Raw genomic sequence first — 13772 nt, 5'->3', positions numbered from 1 at the left:
TCACGCGGTCCCCCTGAGATCCCAGGGCTCCCGGTGAACGCGGTCACCCTCGACTGCCACTTCCTGTGCTTCGCCGTCGAGGTACCGCCGCCGGCCACCGGCTCAGGCAGCAGGCCAGTCGCGGAACACGAGCGAAGCCAGAATCCTGCCCCCGTAGTGTGGCTTCGCATGACCGACTCCGAGATCGAGATCACCGCAGCCCTGGTCCATGACCTGCTGCAGGAGCAGCATCCGGACCTCGCAGGACTGGCCATCCGCGAAGTAGCGGGTGGGTGGGGCAACCAAATGTGGCGCCTCGGAGACGACCTGGCTGTGCGCATGCCACGCACAGAAGGCGCCCCCGACCTCCTGCGCAAGGAGTGCCGGTGGCTGCCCGTCCTGGCCCCGCGTCTGCCGCTTCCGGTCCCCACCCCCGTACGGATCGGTGAACCGTCTGCGCGCTTCCCGAAGCCCTGGACCGTCATGACGTGGGTCCCCGGCGAGCCACTGGACCACACCTCCCTCAGCCGCGGCGACCACGCGGCCGACACTCTGGCGGGCTTCCTCATGGCACTCCACGCGGAGGCGCCCGAAGACGCGCCGATCAGCGAGGACCGCGGCGACCACCCCGAGAAGTGCACGGACGGATTCGACCACTTCTTCCACGCCGTCGTCCCCGACGACATCGCCGACGAGGTACGGGCCGTCTGGGACGACGCCGTTGCGGCCCCCGAGTGGGAAGGCCCGCCGGTATGGGTGCACGGGGACCTTCATCCCGCCAACGTCGTCGTCTCGGACGGAACGCTCTCAGGAGTGATCGACTTCGATGCCGTCTTCGCCGGCGATCCCGCCTGGGACCTCGCGGCCGCATGGGTGGTCCTCCCCACCGGCGGCGCCTCACGGTTCTTCGACGCGTACGCGCGTGCGGACGAGGCGACGATCCGGCGCGCCCGCGGACTGGCTGCTCTGAAAAGCCTGTTCCTCATGCTGATGGGCCAGAACGGAGACCGGGGCCTGCCTGGCGGCAAGCCGGCATGGGGACCCGTAGGCCGGGCAGCGCTCGAACGTGTTCTGCGAGGCGGATCGGCGTAGGGACGGAGCGACGATCCGCCTTCGACGGTCCCGAGGCGCCAACTGGGCGACGGCGGCCTTCCGCCTTCGTCCAGTGGCCGTCGCGGTACGCCCTGCGGGTCCGGTCTTCGCGCACCTTGGCAGACCGCACGGGCAACTGGGCGGCGGGACTTCTCACCCCGCGCCTGCAGGTCGTCGAGGGCTCCGCGAGTCGGTGCAGGGCCTGAGCGGGGTGTTGGCCCCGCCCGGAGCTGGGGGCCAGGCCGAAGGGCATCCGCTCATACGCGAGGTCCTGCGTGCCGACGAGCATCGACTCCTCAGGCAGGAGCTTGCGCAGACCGCCTCGGTCTACTGAGCCTTTGGCTTGCGCCGGCCGATTTGTTCAGGTGACGACGACCGGCTCGCCGCTCAGCGCGACACCGGCCTGGCGCATGTCGTCGAGTGCGGTGCGCGTGCTGTCGGCGGCGACGCCGGCGGTGTAGTCGAGCAGGACCCGCACCGTGAAGCCGGCGCGCACTCCGTCCAGTGCGGTGGCCTTGACGCAGTGATCGGTTGCGATGCCGACGACGTCAAGGTCGGTGATCTCGCGGGCCTTCAGCCAGTCGGACAGTGCCGTGCCGTCCTGGGTGAAGCCCTCGAAACCGCTCTTGGATGCGGAGCGTGCTCCCTTGAAGACGACTTCGTCGATGTGCCCGGCGTCTGCGGTGGGTGCGAAGTGAGGGTGGAACTCGCTTCCCTCGCTGCCGACGACGCAATGCACGGGGAACGAGTCCTGGAAGTCGGGGTTCTCGGAGAAGTGGGCGCCCGGATCGATGTGATGGTCACGGGTGGCGACGACGAAGGCGTACTGTCCGTCGGCCCGCCGGACCAGGTCGGCGATGGCCGCGGCCCGGCCCGCACCACCTTTCACCGGAACGCTGCCGCCTTCGCAGAAATCCTTCTGCACATCAACGATGATCAGTGCACGACGCACGGAAACAGCCCTTCTCTCGGATGGGTCCCATGCCGATGATCGCCGCTTCACCAGCGGGCGGGCGTACCACTCGCCGGTCATTCACCGGTAGGGAGCAGGGACAGCCGGGCCGACAGGCTCGTGAAGCTCTTCGTGATCGCGTGGCTCAAGAGGATCGCCGAACCCCTCACCGCGTCCGGGTCGATCCCCGGGATTGCTCATGTTCCTCAGTTGAGTTGTCTCATCGAATGATGTTGTGAGGTGGCTCGGCCCAGGCGTCCCGCGAGCCGCGATGGATTGTGCGGGGTTCAGCTGTCGTACTGTCGAACCCGTCACCGAGGAGGATTTCTGATGCGCAGCGTGACGTATTCGATGAGTGTCTCACTCGACGGCTACATCGTCGGGCCGGACGGTGGCATCGACTGGACGGCACCGGACGAGAACGTCTTTCGCTACTGGATCGACGAGATCCGAGAGGTCGGCGTCCACCTGATGGGACGACGGCTGTACGAGACGATGCTGTACTGGGAGACCGCCGATCAGGATCCATCGCTCGACGACTCGAAGCTCGAGTGGGCCGCGCTGTGGAAGCCGCTCCCGAAGGTGGTGTTCTCCACCACTTTGTCGGCGGTGCAAGGTCATGCCCGCCTGGCTTCCGGCGGTCTGGCGGAGGAGATCGAGCGGTTGCGAGCCGAGCCGGGGGAGGGCGACATCGCGATCGGCGGCGCGGTCCTCGCCGCCGAGGCGGCTGCACTGGATCTGATCGACGAGTACCGGGCCATGGTCTACCCGGTGCTGGTGGGTGGTGGCATTCCGTACTTTCCTCGGCACGAGCGTCGGGTGGATCTCCAGTTCGTCGAGACCCGCACCTTCGGCTCAGGAGTCGTCTACCTCCGCCACCGAGTGGCGCGCTAGTCACGCAGCGGTCCTTGTTCTGAGCGGTGGGCAGTTGTCAGGGACTGTTTGTTCTGCCGTTCGGACAGCACCGTGAGCCCTGTGCCCCGGTGCTGTTGGATCGGCCGCCGGCTACCGGGGGGCTTGTCCCCTCAGGGGCGGAAGGTGCGGCGGTAGGTGTCGGGCGGTACGCCGACGGTGCGTTGGAAGTGGCGGCGCAGGGTGGTGGCGGTGCCCATTCCGGCGGCCTCGGCGACGGTGTCGACGGTGGCGTCGGTGGTCTCCAGCAACTCCTGCGCACGGCGGATGCGTTGGGTGTGGAGCCATTGCAGGGGCGTGGTGCCGGTGAGGTGGTTGAAGTGGCGGGTCAGCTGGCGTGAGCTCAGGCCGGCCCGGCAGGCGAGGTCCTCGACGGTCAGGGGTTGGTCGAGGCGTTGGAGGACCCAGGGGAGGAGTTCATCGAGGGGGTGGTTGCCCGGCTCGGGGAGGGGGGTGGCGATGAACTGGGCCTGGCCGCCGTCGCGGTGCGGGGGGACGACCAGGCGCCGGGCGATCTTGTTGGCGTTGGCCGAGCCGTGGTCGAGGCGGACCAGGTGGAGGCACAGGTCCATGGCGGCGGCCTTGCCCGCCGAGGTGAGGACGTCACCGTTGTCGACGTAGAGCACGTCCGGATCGACGGTGGCGGCCGGGTGGCGCCGGGCGAGCTCCCTGGTGTGGGCCCAGTGTGTGGTGGCGCGCCTCCCGTCGAGCAGGCCCGCGGCGCCCAGGACGAAGGCGCCGGTGCACAGCGAGGCCACCCTGGCGCCGGTCGCGTGGGCCGCGCGCACCGCGTCGACCAGTTCCGCCGGAGGGTCGCGGTCGGTGTCCGCCCAGCCGGGCACGATCACGGTGTCCGCCTGCGGGAGGTGGTCGAGGCCGTGGTCGGGCTCCAGCCGGAAGCGGTTGACGCGCACCGGGCCGGATCCGCAGAGGGCGAAGTCGTACCAGGGGTCCACGACGTGTGTCAGGTCGGCTCCGAAGATCTCCAGGGCCACGGACAGTTCGTAGTGGAGCATGCCGTCGGTGACGGCCAACGCGACGCGATGCATGTCCGAAAGTGTATGCGGCATGTCGTTTCCGACGGTCGTGCGGGGCCTGGGACCGGGACAGGATGTGGGTGTCAGGCCGTCAGCGGATCGACATCTACATCGCGGCGGACGATCGAGTACACGGGAGCAGTCTCATGGGATCAGGCCGACTGGTGGCAGTGTTCGGGGCGTACGGTCATACCGGACGGTTCGTGGTCGCGGAACTCGTCGCGCGCGGGTTCGTGCCGGTGCTGTCCGGGCGCAACGCGAAGACGCTGGGCGAGATGGCCGGTGAACTCGGGCTGGAGGCACGGGCGGCGTCGGTCGACGACCCGGCCTCGCTGGACCGGGCCGTGGCCGGTGCGGTGGCGGTCATCAACTGTGCCGGCCCGTTCGCCTCGACGACCGGCCCGGTGATCGAAGCCGCGCTCAGGGCCGGCATTCCGTACCTGGACGTGGCCGCCGAGATCGAGGCCAACCTCGACACCTTCGCGCACTTCCGCGACCGGGCCCGGGACGCGAGAGCGGTGATCGTCCCGGCCATGGCCTTCTTCGGCGGCCTCGGCGACCTGCTGACCACCGCGGCGATGGGCGACTGGACCTCGGCCGACGAGGCCCACATCGCGTACGCGCTCAGCGACTGGCACCCCACCGCCGGCACCCGACTGTCGGGCGCGGTCTCCCGCGAGCGGCGTGGCAACCGCCGCCTGCGCTACCGCGGCGGACAGTGGGAGCACCGTACCGATGCCGCGCCCACCGCGGAGTGGACCTTCCCGGAGCCGGTGGGACGCCGGTCCGTGATCGCCGAGTTCACCATGGCCGACGTCGTGACCGTCCCCCAGCATCTGACCATCCCCGACGTGACCACCTACATGAACGCCGAGGCGACCCGCGACGTCGCCGCCCCCGACACACCGACCCCGACCGCCGCCGACGACAGCGGACGCTCCGACCAGACCTTCCTCGTCGACGTCATCGTCCGCTCAGGGGGCGTCGAACGCCGAGCCACAGCCGCCGGCCAGGACATCTACGCCATCACCGCGCCCCTTGTCGTCGAAGCTCTCGACCGCGTCCTCACCGGCCGTACCAGGGCTGTGGGCGTCGCCTCTGCCGGCGAGAACTTCGACGCCTCCGACTTCCTGCGCGCGCTCGCCCCTCGTATCGCGTTCCACCAGTACTCGCAGAAGCAGGTCGCCTGAGCTCACTGGACAAGGCAGTCACCTCCGCTGACTCCGGACCAGCGCGGCTCCCAGTCCCGGAAACAAGTCACTCCGGCTCGGTGTTGCTGACCGTAAGGTCGAGGAGGAGAGGTGCGGGGCGCACAGTCCAGCTCGTCGGAGTATCGGTCACGTCCGATCGTAGAAGCTGCCATCGCCCTGGGTGGCATGCGATGGCAGGGGCGAGCGACTCAGCCTGGACGGGCGAGACGATGGCCGACCGGGAACCAGACCGTGCCGGGCTTGTCCTCCCAGGCGAAGAGACTCTCACCTCGGTGCCTGCTCGTCTCGGGCTGTCGCGTGGGGCGGCTGTCAGCCGAAGTTGTCGGGGACGATGCGGAGTTTCTGTGCGATGCGGACGAGGGCCTTCTGGTCCGTCGTGTTGAGCGAGTCGAGGACCATGCGCCGTACGGCGCGCAGGTGTGTGGGCGCTGCCAGGTGCACGATGTCGAAGCCGGCGTCGGTGAGTTCGGCGAGGGTGTAACGGCCGTCGGCCGGGTCGGGTGTCCTTACGGCCCAGCCGCGCTGTTCACAGCGTTTGATGACGTTGGACAGGCGGGAGAGTGACCCGCTGGCGAGGAAGGCGAGCTCTCCCATCCGCAGCTTGCGCTGCGGGGCCTCGGAGAGGTGACTGAGCACGAGGTACTCGAACAGGGTGAGGCCGTGTTCTTGCCGCAGCGGCGACTCCAGCTTGCCCGGCAGCAGCAGGACAAGGGAGACCAGTCCCGTCCATGCCACCTTCTCCTGTTCGTCGAGCCATCGCAGCTCCTTGTCGTCGTGTTCGCCCGTGTCGCTCATGGGTCCTTCCGTGCTGCTCACCGATCTTCACACCCCTCCGGCGAAGTCTGCTCATCACTTTGCGCTTGAAGTCATTGCTTGCTAGGTTCACTTTACGCGTGAACTCAAGTGTGAGGAAACGCGCCCCTATGGACAGGAAGAGGCAGCATCATGAGCACCGTCACTTTCGGCATCACTCCGGGCTCTGGCGAGAAGCTGCACGAGGCCCTCGGCTACAGCGGGGCCGTCCGCGTCGGCGACCGGGTCGAGACCTCGGGCCAGGCCGGGGTGGACGACGACCTGGTCATCCCCGAGTCGCTGGAAGACGAGATCATCCAGGCTTTCGACAACGTGGAGCGCACACTCGCCACGGTCGGCGCGACATGGAAGGACGTCATCCACGTCAACTCCTACCACAAGGTCGCACCGGGAGAGGACGCCATCGGCGCCGACCACAACGCGGTCATGGCCGAGCAGTTCCGCCGTCGCCTCGACGGACGCGCGCCGATCTGGACCGAGACCGGCGTCACGGTCCTCGGCCTCGCCGCCATGCGCGTGGAGATTCGCGTCACCGCCATCGTCGGCTCCGGGAACTGAACCGTCACCTCCAGTGACCGAACCGTAGTCACCAAGGACTGAACCGCGCCCCTTCGCGGCAGACCGCCGCCCCGAAACCGCGGCGGCGGTCTGCCGCGTGCCCGTCCTGATCGCTCGACCGGGCACGCCAGAACCGCTGGCTCTCACCTCGGTGCCTGAGTGCTCAGATGATCCAGGCGACGGCTTCGTCCCCGACCGCCGCGGCCCAGCTCGGCTGCGTGGGTGCCGGGACTCTCATGCTGCGGAGGAAGGCGCCGAACCCGGCCGGCCCGGCGTGGGGTTCACGGGCATGACGGTGCCCTGGCGAACCCGACCGCGTGACCTCACCAACGCACTGGCGGATGACCGTGTGCGCCACTGTGCGGTGGGCTCGCCCCCCGGCGCGCCGTCCCCTGACTCATCGCGAGCGCTGATGCCGCTGGTCCATGGCGTGGATGCCTGGGCATGTGCTCGCCGTCGGTCCGACGGCGGATCCGCGCACGCCTGGACGCGAGCCGGTGACCCTTCCCCCGAACAGGCATCCGCCGACCCGGCGGCGCGGCGGACGCCCGCAGAGGACAGTACTTGTCATGATCCGATGAGGGCCGGACGGAAACAGGCGGCCCCGCGGAGAACGGCGTGCGACGCCCACAGAGATCAGGAGCTCACATGAACACCTCACCCCGTCCGAGTGTGCGCATGGAGCTGGTCGACGCCTACCGGGATCACTTGCGGGCGATGGCCGAAGGTGACACCGCCGCTCTCGACACCCTGCTGGACGATGGTTTCACCCTCACTCACACCATGGGCCACGAGCAGCCGAAGGCCGAGTGGCTGGCACAGATGCGCAGCGGGCATCTCGTGTACCACGACATCGACGAGAAGACGGTGACCGTGCGGGTGGACGGCGACACCGCACGCGTCGTCGGACGCCTGGTCGCGGACGCGACCGTGGACGGCTCGCACTGTGGCCGGCGTCTTCAGCTGACCATGGACTACGCGCGGGTGGGTGCCACCTGGACCGCACTCCGCTCGGTGGCCAGGAGCTGGTAGGTCCCTTCGGTGGGTCCCTTCGGCAGGTCCTCGGTAGGTCTCTTCTGGATAATCCGCCCCGGATCGATATCTGCACGCCGGCAGACGCGACCGCCATGACTCCCGCGCGCACCGAACCGGATCTGTCGTACCTTCTCGACCACACCGGTCACGTCCTGCGGAGCAAGATGTCCGCCGCCCTCGCCGACAGACCGGCGCGTGACGACTCTGATCCGGGTCTCCCGCCTGTACGGGACCGCCCTCGACCTCCCCGCCCAGGACTGAGTCCTGGGCCGGCGCCGGACTCGGTCGGCAGACGCGCAACTCCGAAACCGGGCCGCCGAACTCTGAGGTCTCCGCCTGTCTCGAACGCGGTCGATGCCGTCTGCCCTCTCCACCCTTCGACGGAAGGAGCACGCCGGCAGCGCCTCGCCTGTGACCGTGGACCTGAGTCTCACCCGTCCAGTCAGTCCGAGTGGTGTCGCCGCGTGCGTGGCCTCACCTGGCTCCCGGAACGTGTTGCGATAGGCGCGCGGTGACACGCCCAGCGCCTCGCGAAAGTGCTGGCGCATCGCGGTGCCCGTCCCGAAGCCGGCCGCCGCCGCGATGCGGTCCACGGATTGCTCCGTGCGTTCCAGCGGCCTGCGGGCGTACTGCAGGCGCTGCTCGCCGAGCCACCGCATCGGAGGCGACCGGGCCTGGCCGCCCTCACGGGCGAAGACGAGGAGCAGAGGACGCCTGGCAGAGCCTGGCAGAGCCCGGCAGAGCGACTGCACGCCGCCACCGCCACGTCTTTGCCGCGCATCCTGATCTCTCCTGGCCGGGGCGGACATGGGGGCCCGACAGGCATACCGTTCGACAAGTATGTCGTGCTCATGGCAGTCATGTTGACGGTTCGTCAACTGCCTTGCCCGGTCAACTGGTTGTGGGCAACGCTTGATCGCAGTCCGGAGCGAGACGCGACGCTCCGGGCCGTGGTGCGCGATCACGCGCACCCACCCCCACACCTGCGCGCCGCACCCAGGCGCGCCGCCAAGAGGAGGATTCCCTCGTAATGGCACGACTGCGCAGCAAGAGAATACGGTTCACCGCGATCGCCGCTGTCGCGGCGGGCACCTTGGCCGGAGGCCTCACCGCCGTCCCCGCACAGGCCGCTCCCGCCGAGGGCAGGGTGCTCGGTGCCGGCTCGCCCACGGCTGTCCGGGACAGCTACATCGTGACGCTCCAGAAGGACGCCGGATTCAAGGCGTCCTCGTCCGCGGGCAAGAACCTGGTCGAGGAGTACGGCGGCAGCGTGGACAAGACGTTCGGCAGCGCGTTGAACGGCTACACGGCGACGCTCTCCGAGACGGAGGCCAAGCGCCTGGCCGCGGACCCGGCGGTGGCGGCCGTCGAGCAGAACCAGCGGGTCAGCGTCACCGACACCACGCAGTCCAACGCGCCGTGGGGTCTCGACCGCATCGACCAGGCCTCCCTGCCCCTGTCAGGCACCTACACCTATCCGGACAGCGCCGGCAGCGGTGTCACGGCCTACGTCATCGACACCGGCGTGCGCATCACGCACCAGCAGATCAGCGGTCGTGCCGCCTACGGGTACGACGCCGTCGACGGCGACACCACCGCCGCGGACGGCAACGGCCACGGAACCCATGTGGCCACCACCATCGCCGGAAGCACCTACGGCGTGGCCAAGAAGGCGAAGATCGTCGCCGTGCGGGTGCTGGACAACAACGGATCCGGGACGACCGCCGGAGTCATCGCCGGCGTCGACTGGGTGACCCGGAACCACTCCGGCCCCTCGGTCGCCAACCTGTCGCTCGGCGGCGGTGCCTCCGCGACGCTGGACACCGCCGTACGCAACTCCATCGCCAGCGGCGTGACCTACGCGGTGGCCGCGGGCAACAGCAGCGCCAACGCCTCCTCCTACTCCCCGGCCAGGGTCACCGAGGCCCTCACCGTCGGCGCCACCACCAGCACCGACGCCCGGGCGAGCTACTCCAACTACGGCTCTGTGCTCGACATCTTCGCCCCGGGGTCCTCCATCACGGCCGGCTGGCACACCGGCAACACCGCGACCAACACGATCTCCGGCACCTCGATGGCGACCCCGCACGTGGCCGGAGCCGCCGCTGTCTACCTGGCCCACCACGCCTCCGCCACGCCGGCCCAGGTCGCCACGGCCCTGGTGAACGGGGCGACGCCGGGCAAGGTCACCGGCCCCGGCTCGGGATCGCCCAACCGGCTGCTGAAGCTCGTACCGTGACCTCTCCGCCCACGGCTCGACGGTCGTGAGCACGTGCCTCGGAGGCCGCCCTGCCTCCGAGGCACACCGCTGTCACGGGGCTGCGCCCGCGCCTGGCGCGGACGGGGAGCGGCGACGTCCGACCTGGGGTGTCGCCGCTCTCGTCACGGTGCAGGACGGGACGCGCGTGAGGTGACGGCGCCGGCTCATGCGCTCAGCGGCGTCTGACCCGTACGCGAGCGGAACGTGCGTCGGTAGGCGTCCGGCGGCACGCGCGCCGGCGGGGTGGGCCGCGGCGCGACCGTGTGTGTCCGGCTGCTCGGTGACACCGCCATGCCCCGGCCGTGGACGGAGTCGTACCGTGCGGGGTGCCGTCGCCGTGGCGTGTGCGGTGGCACGCCACTGGCGCTGCGGGCTCTGCGATTCGCCGACGAATCCCTGACTCGGATCACCAGGGGACAGCGGCTCCCGCCGCGGCCTGACGATGCCCCACCGCGGTCAGCGGCGGCCTGGCCGATGGACGCGATGACCCGGTTCCGGCTCACCGACCCGGCCACGCCCGACGGGGCCCGCTGTTGTCGCGGACCCCGTCGGGACGTGCCGCTGGGTCAGGCGGGGGTGGACCGTGTCCGGTCGAGGACGGGTTCGAGGCGGACGACGATGCCCTTCGAAGTGGGCTGGTTACTGATGTCGGCGACGCTGTCCAGCGGCACCAGGACGTTCGTCTCGGGGTAGTAGGCGGCGGCCGAGCCCTTGGCGGCCGGGTAGGGCACGACCTCGAAGTTCTCGGCCCGGCGCTCGGAGCCGTCCGACCACACGCTCACCAGGTCGACGTGATCGCCCCGGGTGAGGCCGAGTTCGCTCAGGTCGGCCGGGTTGACGAGCACGACGTGGCGGCTGCCGCGGATGCCGCGGTAGCGGTCGTCGGCGGTGTAGGGGACGGTGTTCCACTGGTCGTGCGAGCGCAGCGTCTGCAGCAGCAGATGGCCTTCGGGAGGCCGGGGGACCACGCCCTCGTTGCGCGTGAACAGGGCTTTGCCGGCCTTGTTGTTGAAGACGCCCTCGTTGACCGGGTTGGGCAGTTGGAAGCCCCCGGGCCGGGTCACCCGTGCGTTGAAGTCGTGGAAGCCCGGCACGATGCGGGAGATGCGGTCGCGGATGGTGCCGTAGTCGCCCTCGAACACATCCCAGGGGATGTCCACCCTGCCGTCCAGGGTGAGCCGGGCGAGTCGGCACAGGATCGCGATCTCGCTCAGCAGCATGGGGGAGGCCGGTTCCAGGCGGCCTTGGGAGGTGTGCACCTCGCTCATGGAGTTCTCGACGGTGACGAACTGCTCGCCGTCGGCCTGGACGTCCCGCTCGGTGCGCCCCAGGGTCGGCAGGATCAGCGCGGTGTCACCGCAGACGGTGTGCGAGCGGTTGAGCTTGGTGGAGATGTGCGCGGTCAGCCGGCACGAGCGCATCGCCTCCTCGGTGACCTCGCTGTCGGGAGCGGCGCGGACGAAGTTGCCGGCCAGGGCGAGGAAGACCTTGACGCGGCCCTCGCGCATCGCCCTGATCGCGTTCACCGAGTCCAGGCCGTGCGGACGCGGCGGGTCGAAGCCGAACTCCTTCTGCAGGGCGTCGAGGAAGGAGTCCGGCATCTGCTCCCAGATGCCCATGGTGCGGTCGCCCTGGACGTTGCTGTGGCCGCGCACCGGGCAGGCGCCGGTGCCGGCGCGCCCCAGATTGCCGCGCAGCATCAGGAAGTTGACGATCTCCCGGATGGTGGGCACGCCGTGCTTGTGCTGGGTGATGCCCATCGCCCAGCAGACGACGACGCGTTCGCTCTCGAGGACTTCGTCGCGGACCTTCTCGATCTCCTCGCGGGTCAGTCCCGTCGCCGCCCGCACGTCGCCCCAGTCCACTGTGCGGGCGTGCTGGGCGAACTCCTCGAAGCCGGTGGTGTGCGCCTTGATGAAATCGCGGTCCAGGACGGTGCCGGGCCTGGCGTCCTCGGCCTCGAGCAGCAGACGGTTGAGTGCCTGGAACAGGAAGAGGTCGCCGCCGGGCTTGATGTGCAGGAAGCGGTCCGCGATCTGGGTGCCACGTCCGACAACCCCGTGCGGCTTCTGCGGATTCTTGAAGCGCCGCAGTCCGGCCTCCGGCAGCGGGTTGACCGCCACGATCCGGCCGCCGCCCCGTTTGGCCTCCTCCAGGGCGGACAGCTGACGCGGGTGGTTGCTGCCCGGGTTCTGCCCGACGAGAAAGATCAGATCGGCGTGGTGGAGGTCGTCGAGACTGACGGTGCCCTTGCCGGTTCCCAGGGTCTCGCTCAGGGCGAATCCGCTGGACTCGTGGCACATGTTGCTGCAGTCGGGCAGATTGTTGGTGCCGAAGGCGCGGGCGAACAGCTGCAGAACAAAGGCGGCCTCGTTGCTGGCGCGGCCCGAGGTGTAGAAGACGGCCTCGTCGGGGGAGGCCAGCGTCTTGAGTTCCCGCGCGAGGACGCCCAGGGCATCGCTCCAGCTGAGGGGCTCGTAGTGCGCGGAGCCGGGCCGTTTGATCATCGGCTCCGTGAGCCGGCCCTGCTGGTTGAGCCACATGTCGGAGCGGCCGCCGAGGTCGGCGACACTGTGCTCACGGAAGAAATCGGCGGTGACCCGGCGCGTGGTGGCCTCGTCGTTGATGTGCTTGGCGCCGTTCTCGCAGTACTCGTTGCGATGGCGCCGGCCCGGGGCCGGATCCGCCCACGCACAGCCGGGGCAGTCGATCCCTCCCACCTGGTTCATGGTCAGCAGGTCCACCCCGGTCTTGCGCGGGGACGTCTGCTCCAGGGAGTACTGGAGCGCGTGCACGACCGCGGGGACTCCGGCCGCCCACTTCTTCGGAGGCGTCACGGAGAGGCTGGTCTCCGGCTCCTCGCCGGCCGGGTTCCGCATGGGTTCGCCTTTCTCTCGCCGTGTCCGGCACACCGGTCAGCCGACGGGCCACTGGGCCACGCGGCTCCTGGGCGGCTCCGGTCGATCATGTTGCACGCGGCCGTTACGGATGGTGCCGCGCCAGGCTCCGCCTTCCTGCCCCAGCCCCTCGATGAAGTGCTTGAACCTCATGAGCTCGCCGCGCACCAGTCGGGCCGTCAGCCGGGCGGCCCTGGACGAACGGGTGAGGATCCTCGCGGCTCCGCACGGTTCCAGGAACACCCGGACGGTGATCGCGGTGCCGCCGGACTCCGTCGGCCGGAACTCGACCTCGCCCTGGTGGCGAGGGCTCTGTTCCAGACCGCGCCAGGCCAGGTAGGCGTCGGGGTCCTGCTCCACGGTCTCGATCGCGAAGCGGTGGCGCAGCGGTCCGTAGCCGATGGTCCAGGCGGTCACGGTGGGCCTGAGCTGCTCGACGCCACGCACCACGGCCGAGAACCGCGGGAAGGCCTTGAACTGCGTCCACTGGTTGTACGCCGTCCTTACCGGCACCGCGACCTCGACCGTCTCCTCGACGTGCCGCTCGCGCAGCGGGCGGCGGCGTGTGACTCCGTCACCGTCCGCGTGCATCCCCGGTGTGTTCGGCACGACCTGCTGGGCGTGGTCTCCTTGCGCCATCGTGGTCTCTCTTCCAGTGAGGGATTCAGGTGTCCTGGGCACCCGACGCCCCCTCGTGCGTCAGGGCTCCCTGTCCGGTTCCCGCACGGGGCGCTTCGAGTCATCCGGGTGTGTCCGTGTCCCCGTGCGCGTCGGCTCCCTGCCTGCCGCCGCCCGCGATGCGCCGGCCGGCCACCTCGGTAGCCGCAAAATGCCCCGTGACCCGCCCGCCCCACCGTCTTGCCGCCGTCCGCGGGAGGGGAGCGGGCCTGCGGGCGGGTGTGTCCAGGCCGGCATGGGAGCGTGTTGTGGAGGGGACCGTGTCCCCGGGCCGCACCTGTAGCCTGCTGAAGCCTTGCGGAGCCTTTCGCCGCGTAGGCGACCGCCCTTCACGATCGCACGACTTCC

At 69.7% G+C, this 13772-nt stretch carries 11 protein-coding genes and 2 pseudogenes; 7 read left to right on the top strand and 6 right to left on the bottom strand.

What is annotated here, in order from left to right; genetic code table 11:
- The first annotated feature begins 168 nt into the window (after positions 1 to 168).
- Positions 169 to 1071 (top strand): aminoglycoside phosphotransferase family protein, encoded by a 903-nt coding sequence (locus tag ACH4F2_RS09770; RefSeq protein WP_398132161.1) that lies wholly within the window; start codon positions 169 to 171, stop codon positions 1069 to 1071.
- A 361-nt stretch (positions 1072 to 1432) separates the two neighbouring features.
- On the opposite strand, the gene ACH4F2_RS09765 is transcribed toward ACH4F2_RS09770, so the two are convergent.
- Positions 1433 to 2023, bottom strand: a complete 591-nt coding sequence (locus ACH4F2_RS09765; RefSeq protein WP_398132160.1) for an isochorismatase family protein — start codon at positions 2021 to 2023, stop codon at positions 1433 to 1435.
- Between the two features lie 330 nt (positions 2024 to 2353).
- Between ACH4F2_RS09765 and ACH4F2_RS09760 the strand changes: the two genes are divergently transcribed.
- Positions 2354 to 2917: a dihydrofolate reductase family protein gene (locus tag ACH4F2_RS09760; protein ID WP_398132159.1), complete on the top strand. Its 564-nt coding sequence runs from the start codon at positions 2354 to 2356 to the stop codon at positions 2915 to 2917.
- 131 nt (positions 2918 to 3048) lie between these two features.
- Here ACH4F2_RS09760 and ACH4F2_RS09755 read toward each other — a convergent pair whose 3' ends face one another.
- Entirely contained in the window at positions 3049 to 3984 is a 936-nt protein-coding gene (locus ACH4F2_RS09755) for a helix-turn-helix domain-containing protein (protein WP_398132158.1), read from the bottom strand.
- A gap of 134 nt (positions 3985 to 4118) precedes the next feature.
- Between ACH4F2_RS09755 and ACH4F2_RS09750 the strand changes: the two genes are divergently transcribed.
- Positions 4119 to 5162, top strand: a complete 1044-nt coding sequence (locus tag ACH4F2_RS09750; protein ID WP_398132157.1) for a saccharopine dehydrogenase family protein — start codon at positions 4119 to 4121, stop codon at positions 5160 to 5162.
- A gap of 330 nt (positions 5163 to 5492) precedes the next feature.
- Here ACH4F2_RS09750 and ACH4F2_RS09745 read toward each other — a convergent pair whose 3' ends face one another.
- On the bottom strand, positions 5493 to 5978 hold the full coding sequence (locus ACH4F2_RS09745) for a MarR family winged helix-turn-helix transcriptional regulator (RefSeq protein WP_398132156.1): 486 nt from the start codon (positions 5976 to 5978) through the stop codon (positions 5493 to 5495).
- A 150-nt stretch (positions 5979 to 6128) separates the two neighbouring features.
- Between ACH4F2_RS09745 and ACH4F2_RS09740 the strand changes: the two genes are divergently transcribed.
- The 3 genes and pseudogenes from ACH4F2_RS09740 to ACH4F2_RS09730 form a co-directional block, all read left to right on the top strand.
- A complete protein-coding gene (locus tag ACH4F2_RS09740; protein WP_398132155.1) occupies positions 6129 to 6554 on the top strand; it encodes a Rid family hydrolase in 426 nt (141 codons plus the stop codon).
- Positions 6555 to 7202: 648 nt separating this feature from the next.
- On the top strand, positions 7203 to 7586 hold the full coding sequence (locus ACH4F2_RS09735) for a nuclear transport factor 2 family protein (protein ID WP_398132154.1): 384 nt from the start codon (positions 7203 to 7205) through the stop codon (positions 7584 to 7586).
- Positions 7587 to 7681: 95 nt separating this feature from the next.
- Positions 7682 to 7774 (top strand): annotated as a pseudogene (locus ACH4F2_RS09730) (MarR family transcriptional regulator); the annotation flags it as partial.
- A 321-nt stretch (positions 7775 to 8095) separates the two neighbouring features.
- Here the strand turns inward: ACH4F2_RS09730 and ACH4F2_RS09725 are convergent.
- Positions 8096 to 8248, bottom strand: a pseudogene (locus ACH4F2_RS09725) (helix-turn-helix domain-containing protein); the annotation flags it as partial.
- A 371-nt stretch (positions 8249 to 8619) separates the two neighbouring features.
- On the opposite strand from ACH4F2_RS09725, the gene ACH4F2_RS09720 reads away from it, so the two are divergent.
- Complete coding sequence (locus tag ACH4F2_RS09720; protein WP_398132153.1) at positions 8620 to 9828, top strand: S8 family peptidase; 1209 nt, start codon at positions 8620 to 8622, stop codon at positions 9826 to 9828.
- A 587-nt stretch (positions 9829 to 10415) separates the two neighbouring features.
- On the opposite strand, the gene ACH4F2_RS09715 is transcribed toward ACH4F2_RS09720, so the two are convergent.
- Positions 10416 to 12728, bottom strand: coding sequence for an FdhF/YdeP family oxidoreductase (locus ACH4F2_RS09715; protein WP_398132152.1), 2313 nt, complete (start codon positions 12726 to 12728; stop codon positions 10416 to 10418).
- A 36-nt stretch (positions 12729 to 12764) separates the two neighbouring features.
- The gene (locus tag ACH4F2_RS09710; RefSeq protein WP_398132151.1) at positions 12765 to 13385 is read right to left on the bottom strand and encodes an SRPBCC family protein; all 621 of its coding nucleotides are present in this window, start codon (positions 13383 to 13385) and stop codon (positions 12765 to 12767) included.
- Positions 13386 to 13772: the final 387 nt, after the last annotated feature.

The organism is Streptomyces sp. NPDC017890 (genome assembly GCF_044328675.1).
GTDB lineage: Bacteria > Actinomycetota > Actinomycetes > Streptomycetales > Streptomycetaceae > Streptomyces.
The sequence above is the reverse complement of the archived record's forward strand: the minus strand, read 5'-3'. Positions and strand labels throughout refer to the sequence as shown.

What these genes read in the sequence shown, in the direction of transcription:
- ACH4F2_RS09750 (WP_398132157.1), top strand. Translation starts at nt 4,119, where the DNA reads ATGGGATCAGGCCGACTGGTGGCAGTGTTCGGGGCGTACGGTCATACC.
- ACH4F2_RS09745 (WP_398132156.1), bottom strand. Translation starts at nt 5,978, where the DNA reads ATGAGCGACACGGGCGAACACGACGACAAGGAGCTGCGATGGCTCGAC.
- ACH4F2_RS09720 (WP_398132153.1), top strand. Translation starts at nt 8,620, where the DNA reads ATGGCACGACTGCGCAGCAAGAGAATACGGTTCACCGCGATCGCCGCT.
- ACH4F2_RS09715 (WP_398132152.1), bottom strand. Translation starts at nt 12,728, where the DNA reads ATGCGGAACCCGGCCGGCGAGGAGCCGGAGACCAGCCTCTCCGTGACG.
- ACH4F2_RS09755 (WP_398132158.1), bottom strand. Translation starts at nt 3,984, where the DNA reads ATGCATCGCGTCGCGTTGGCCGTCACCGACGGCATGCTCCACTACGAA.
- ACH4F2_RS09710 (WP_398132151.1), bottom strand. Translation starts at nt 13,385, where the DNA reads ATGGCGCAAGGAGACCACGCCCAGCAGGTCGTGCCGAACACACCGGGG.
- ACH4F2_RS09770 (WP_398132161.1), top strand. Translation starts at nt 169, where the DNA reads ATGACCGACTCCGAGATCGAGATCACCGCAGCCCTGGTCCATGACCTG.
- ACH4F2_RS09735 (WP_398132154.1), top strand. Translation starts at nt 7,203, where the DNA reads ATGAACACCTCACCCCGTCCGAGTGTGCGCATGGAGCTGGTCGACGCC.
- ACH4F2_RS09760 (WP_398132159.1), top strand. Translation starts at nt 2,354, where the DNA reads ATGCGCAGCGTGACGTATTCGATGAGTGTCTCACTCGACGGCTACATC.
- ACH4F2_RS09740 (WP_398132155.1), top strand. Translation starts at nt 6,129, where the DNA reads ATGAGCACCGTCACTTTCGGCATCACTCCGGGCTCTGGCGAGAAGCTG.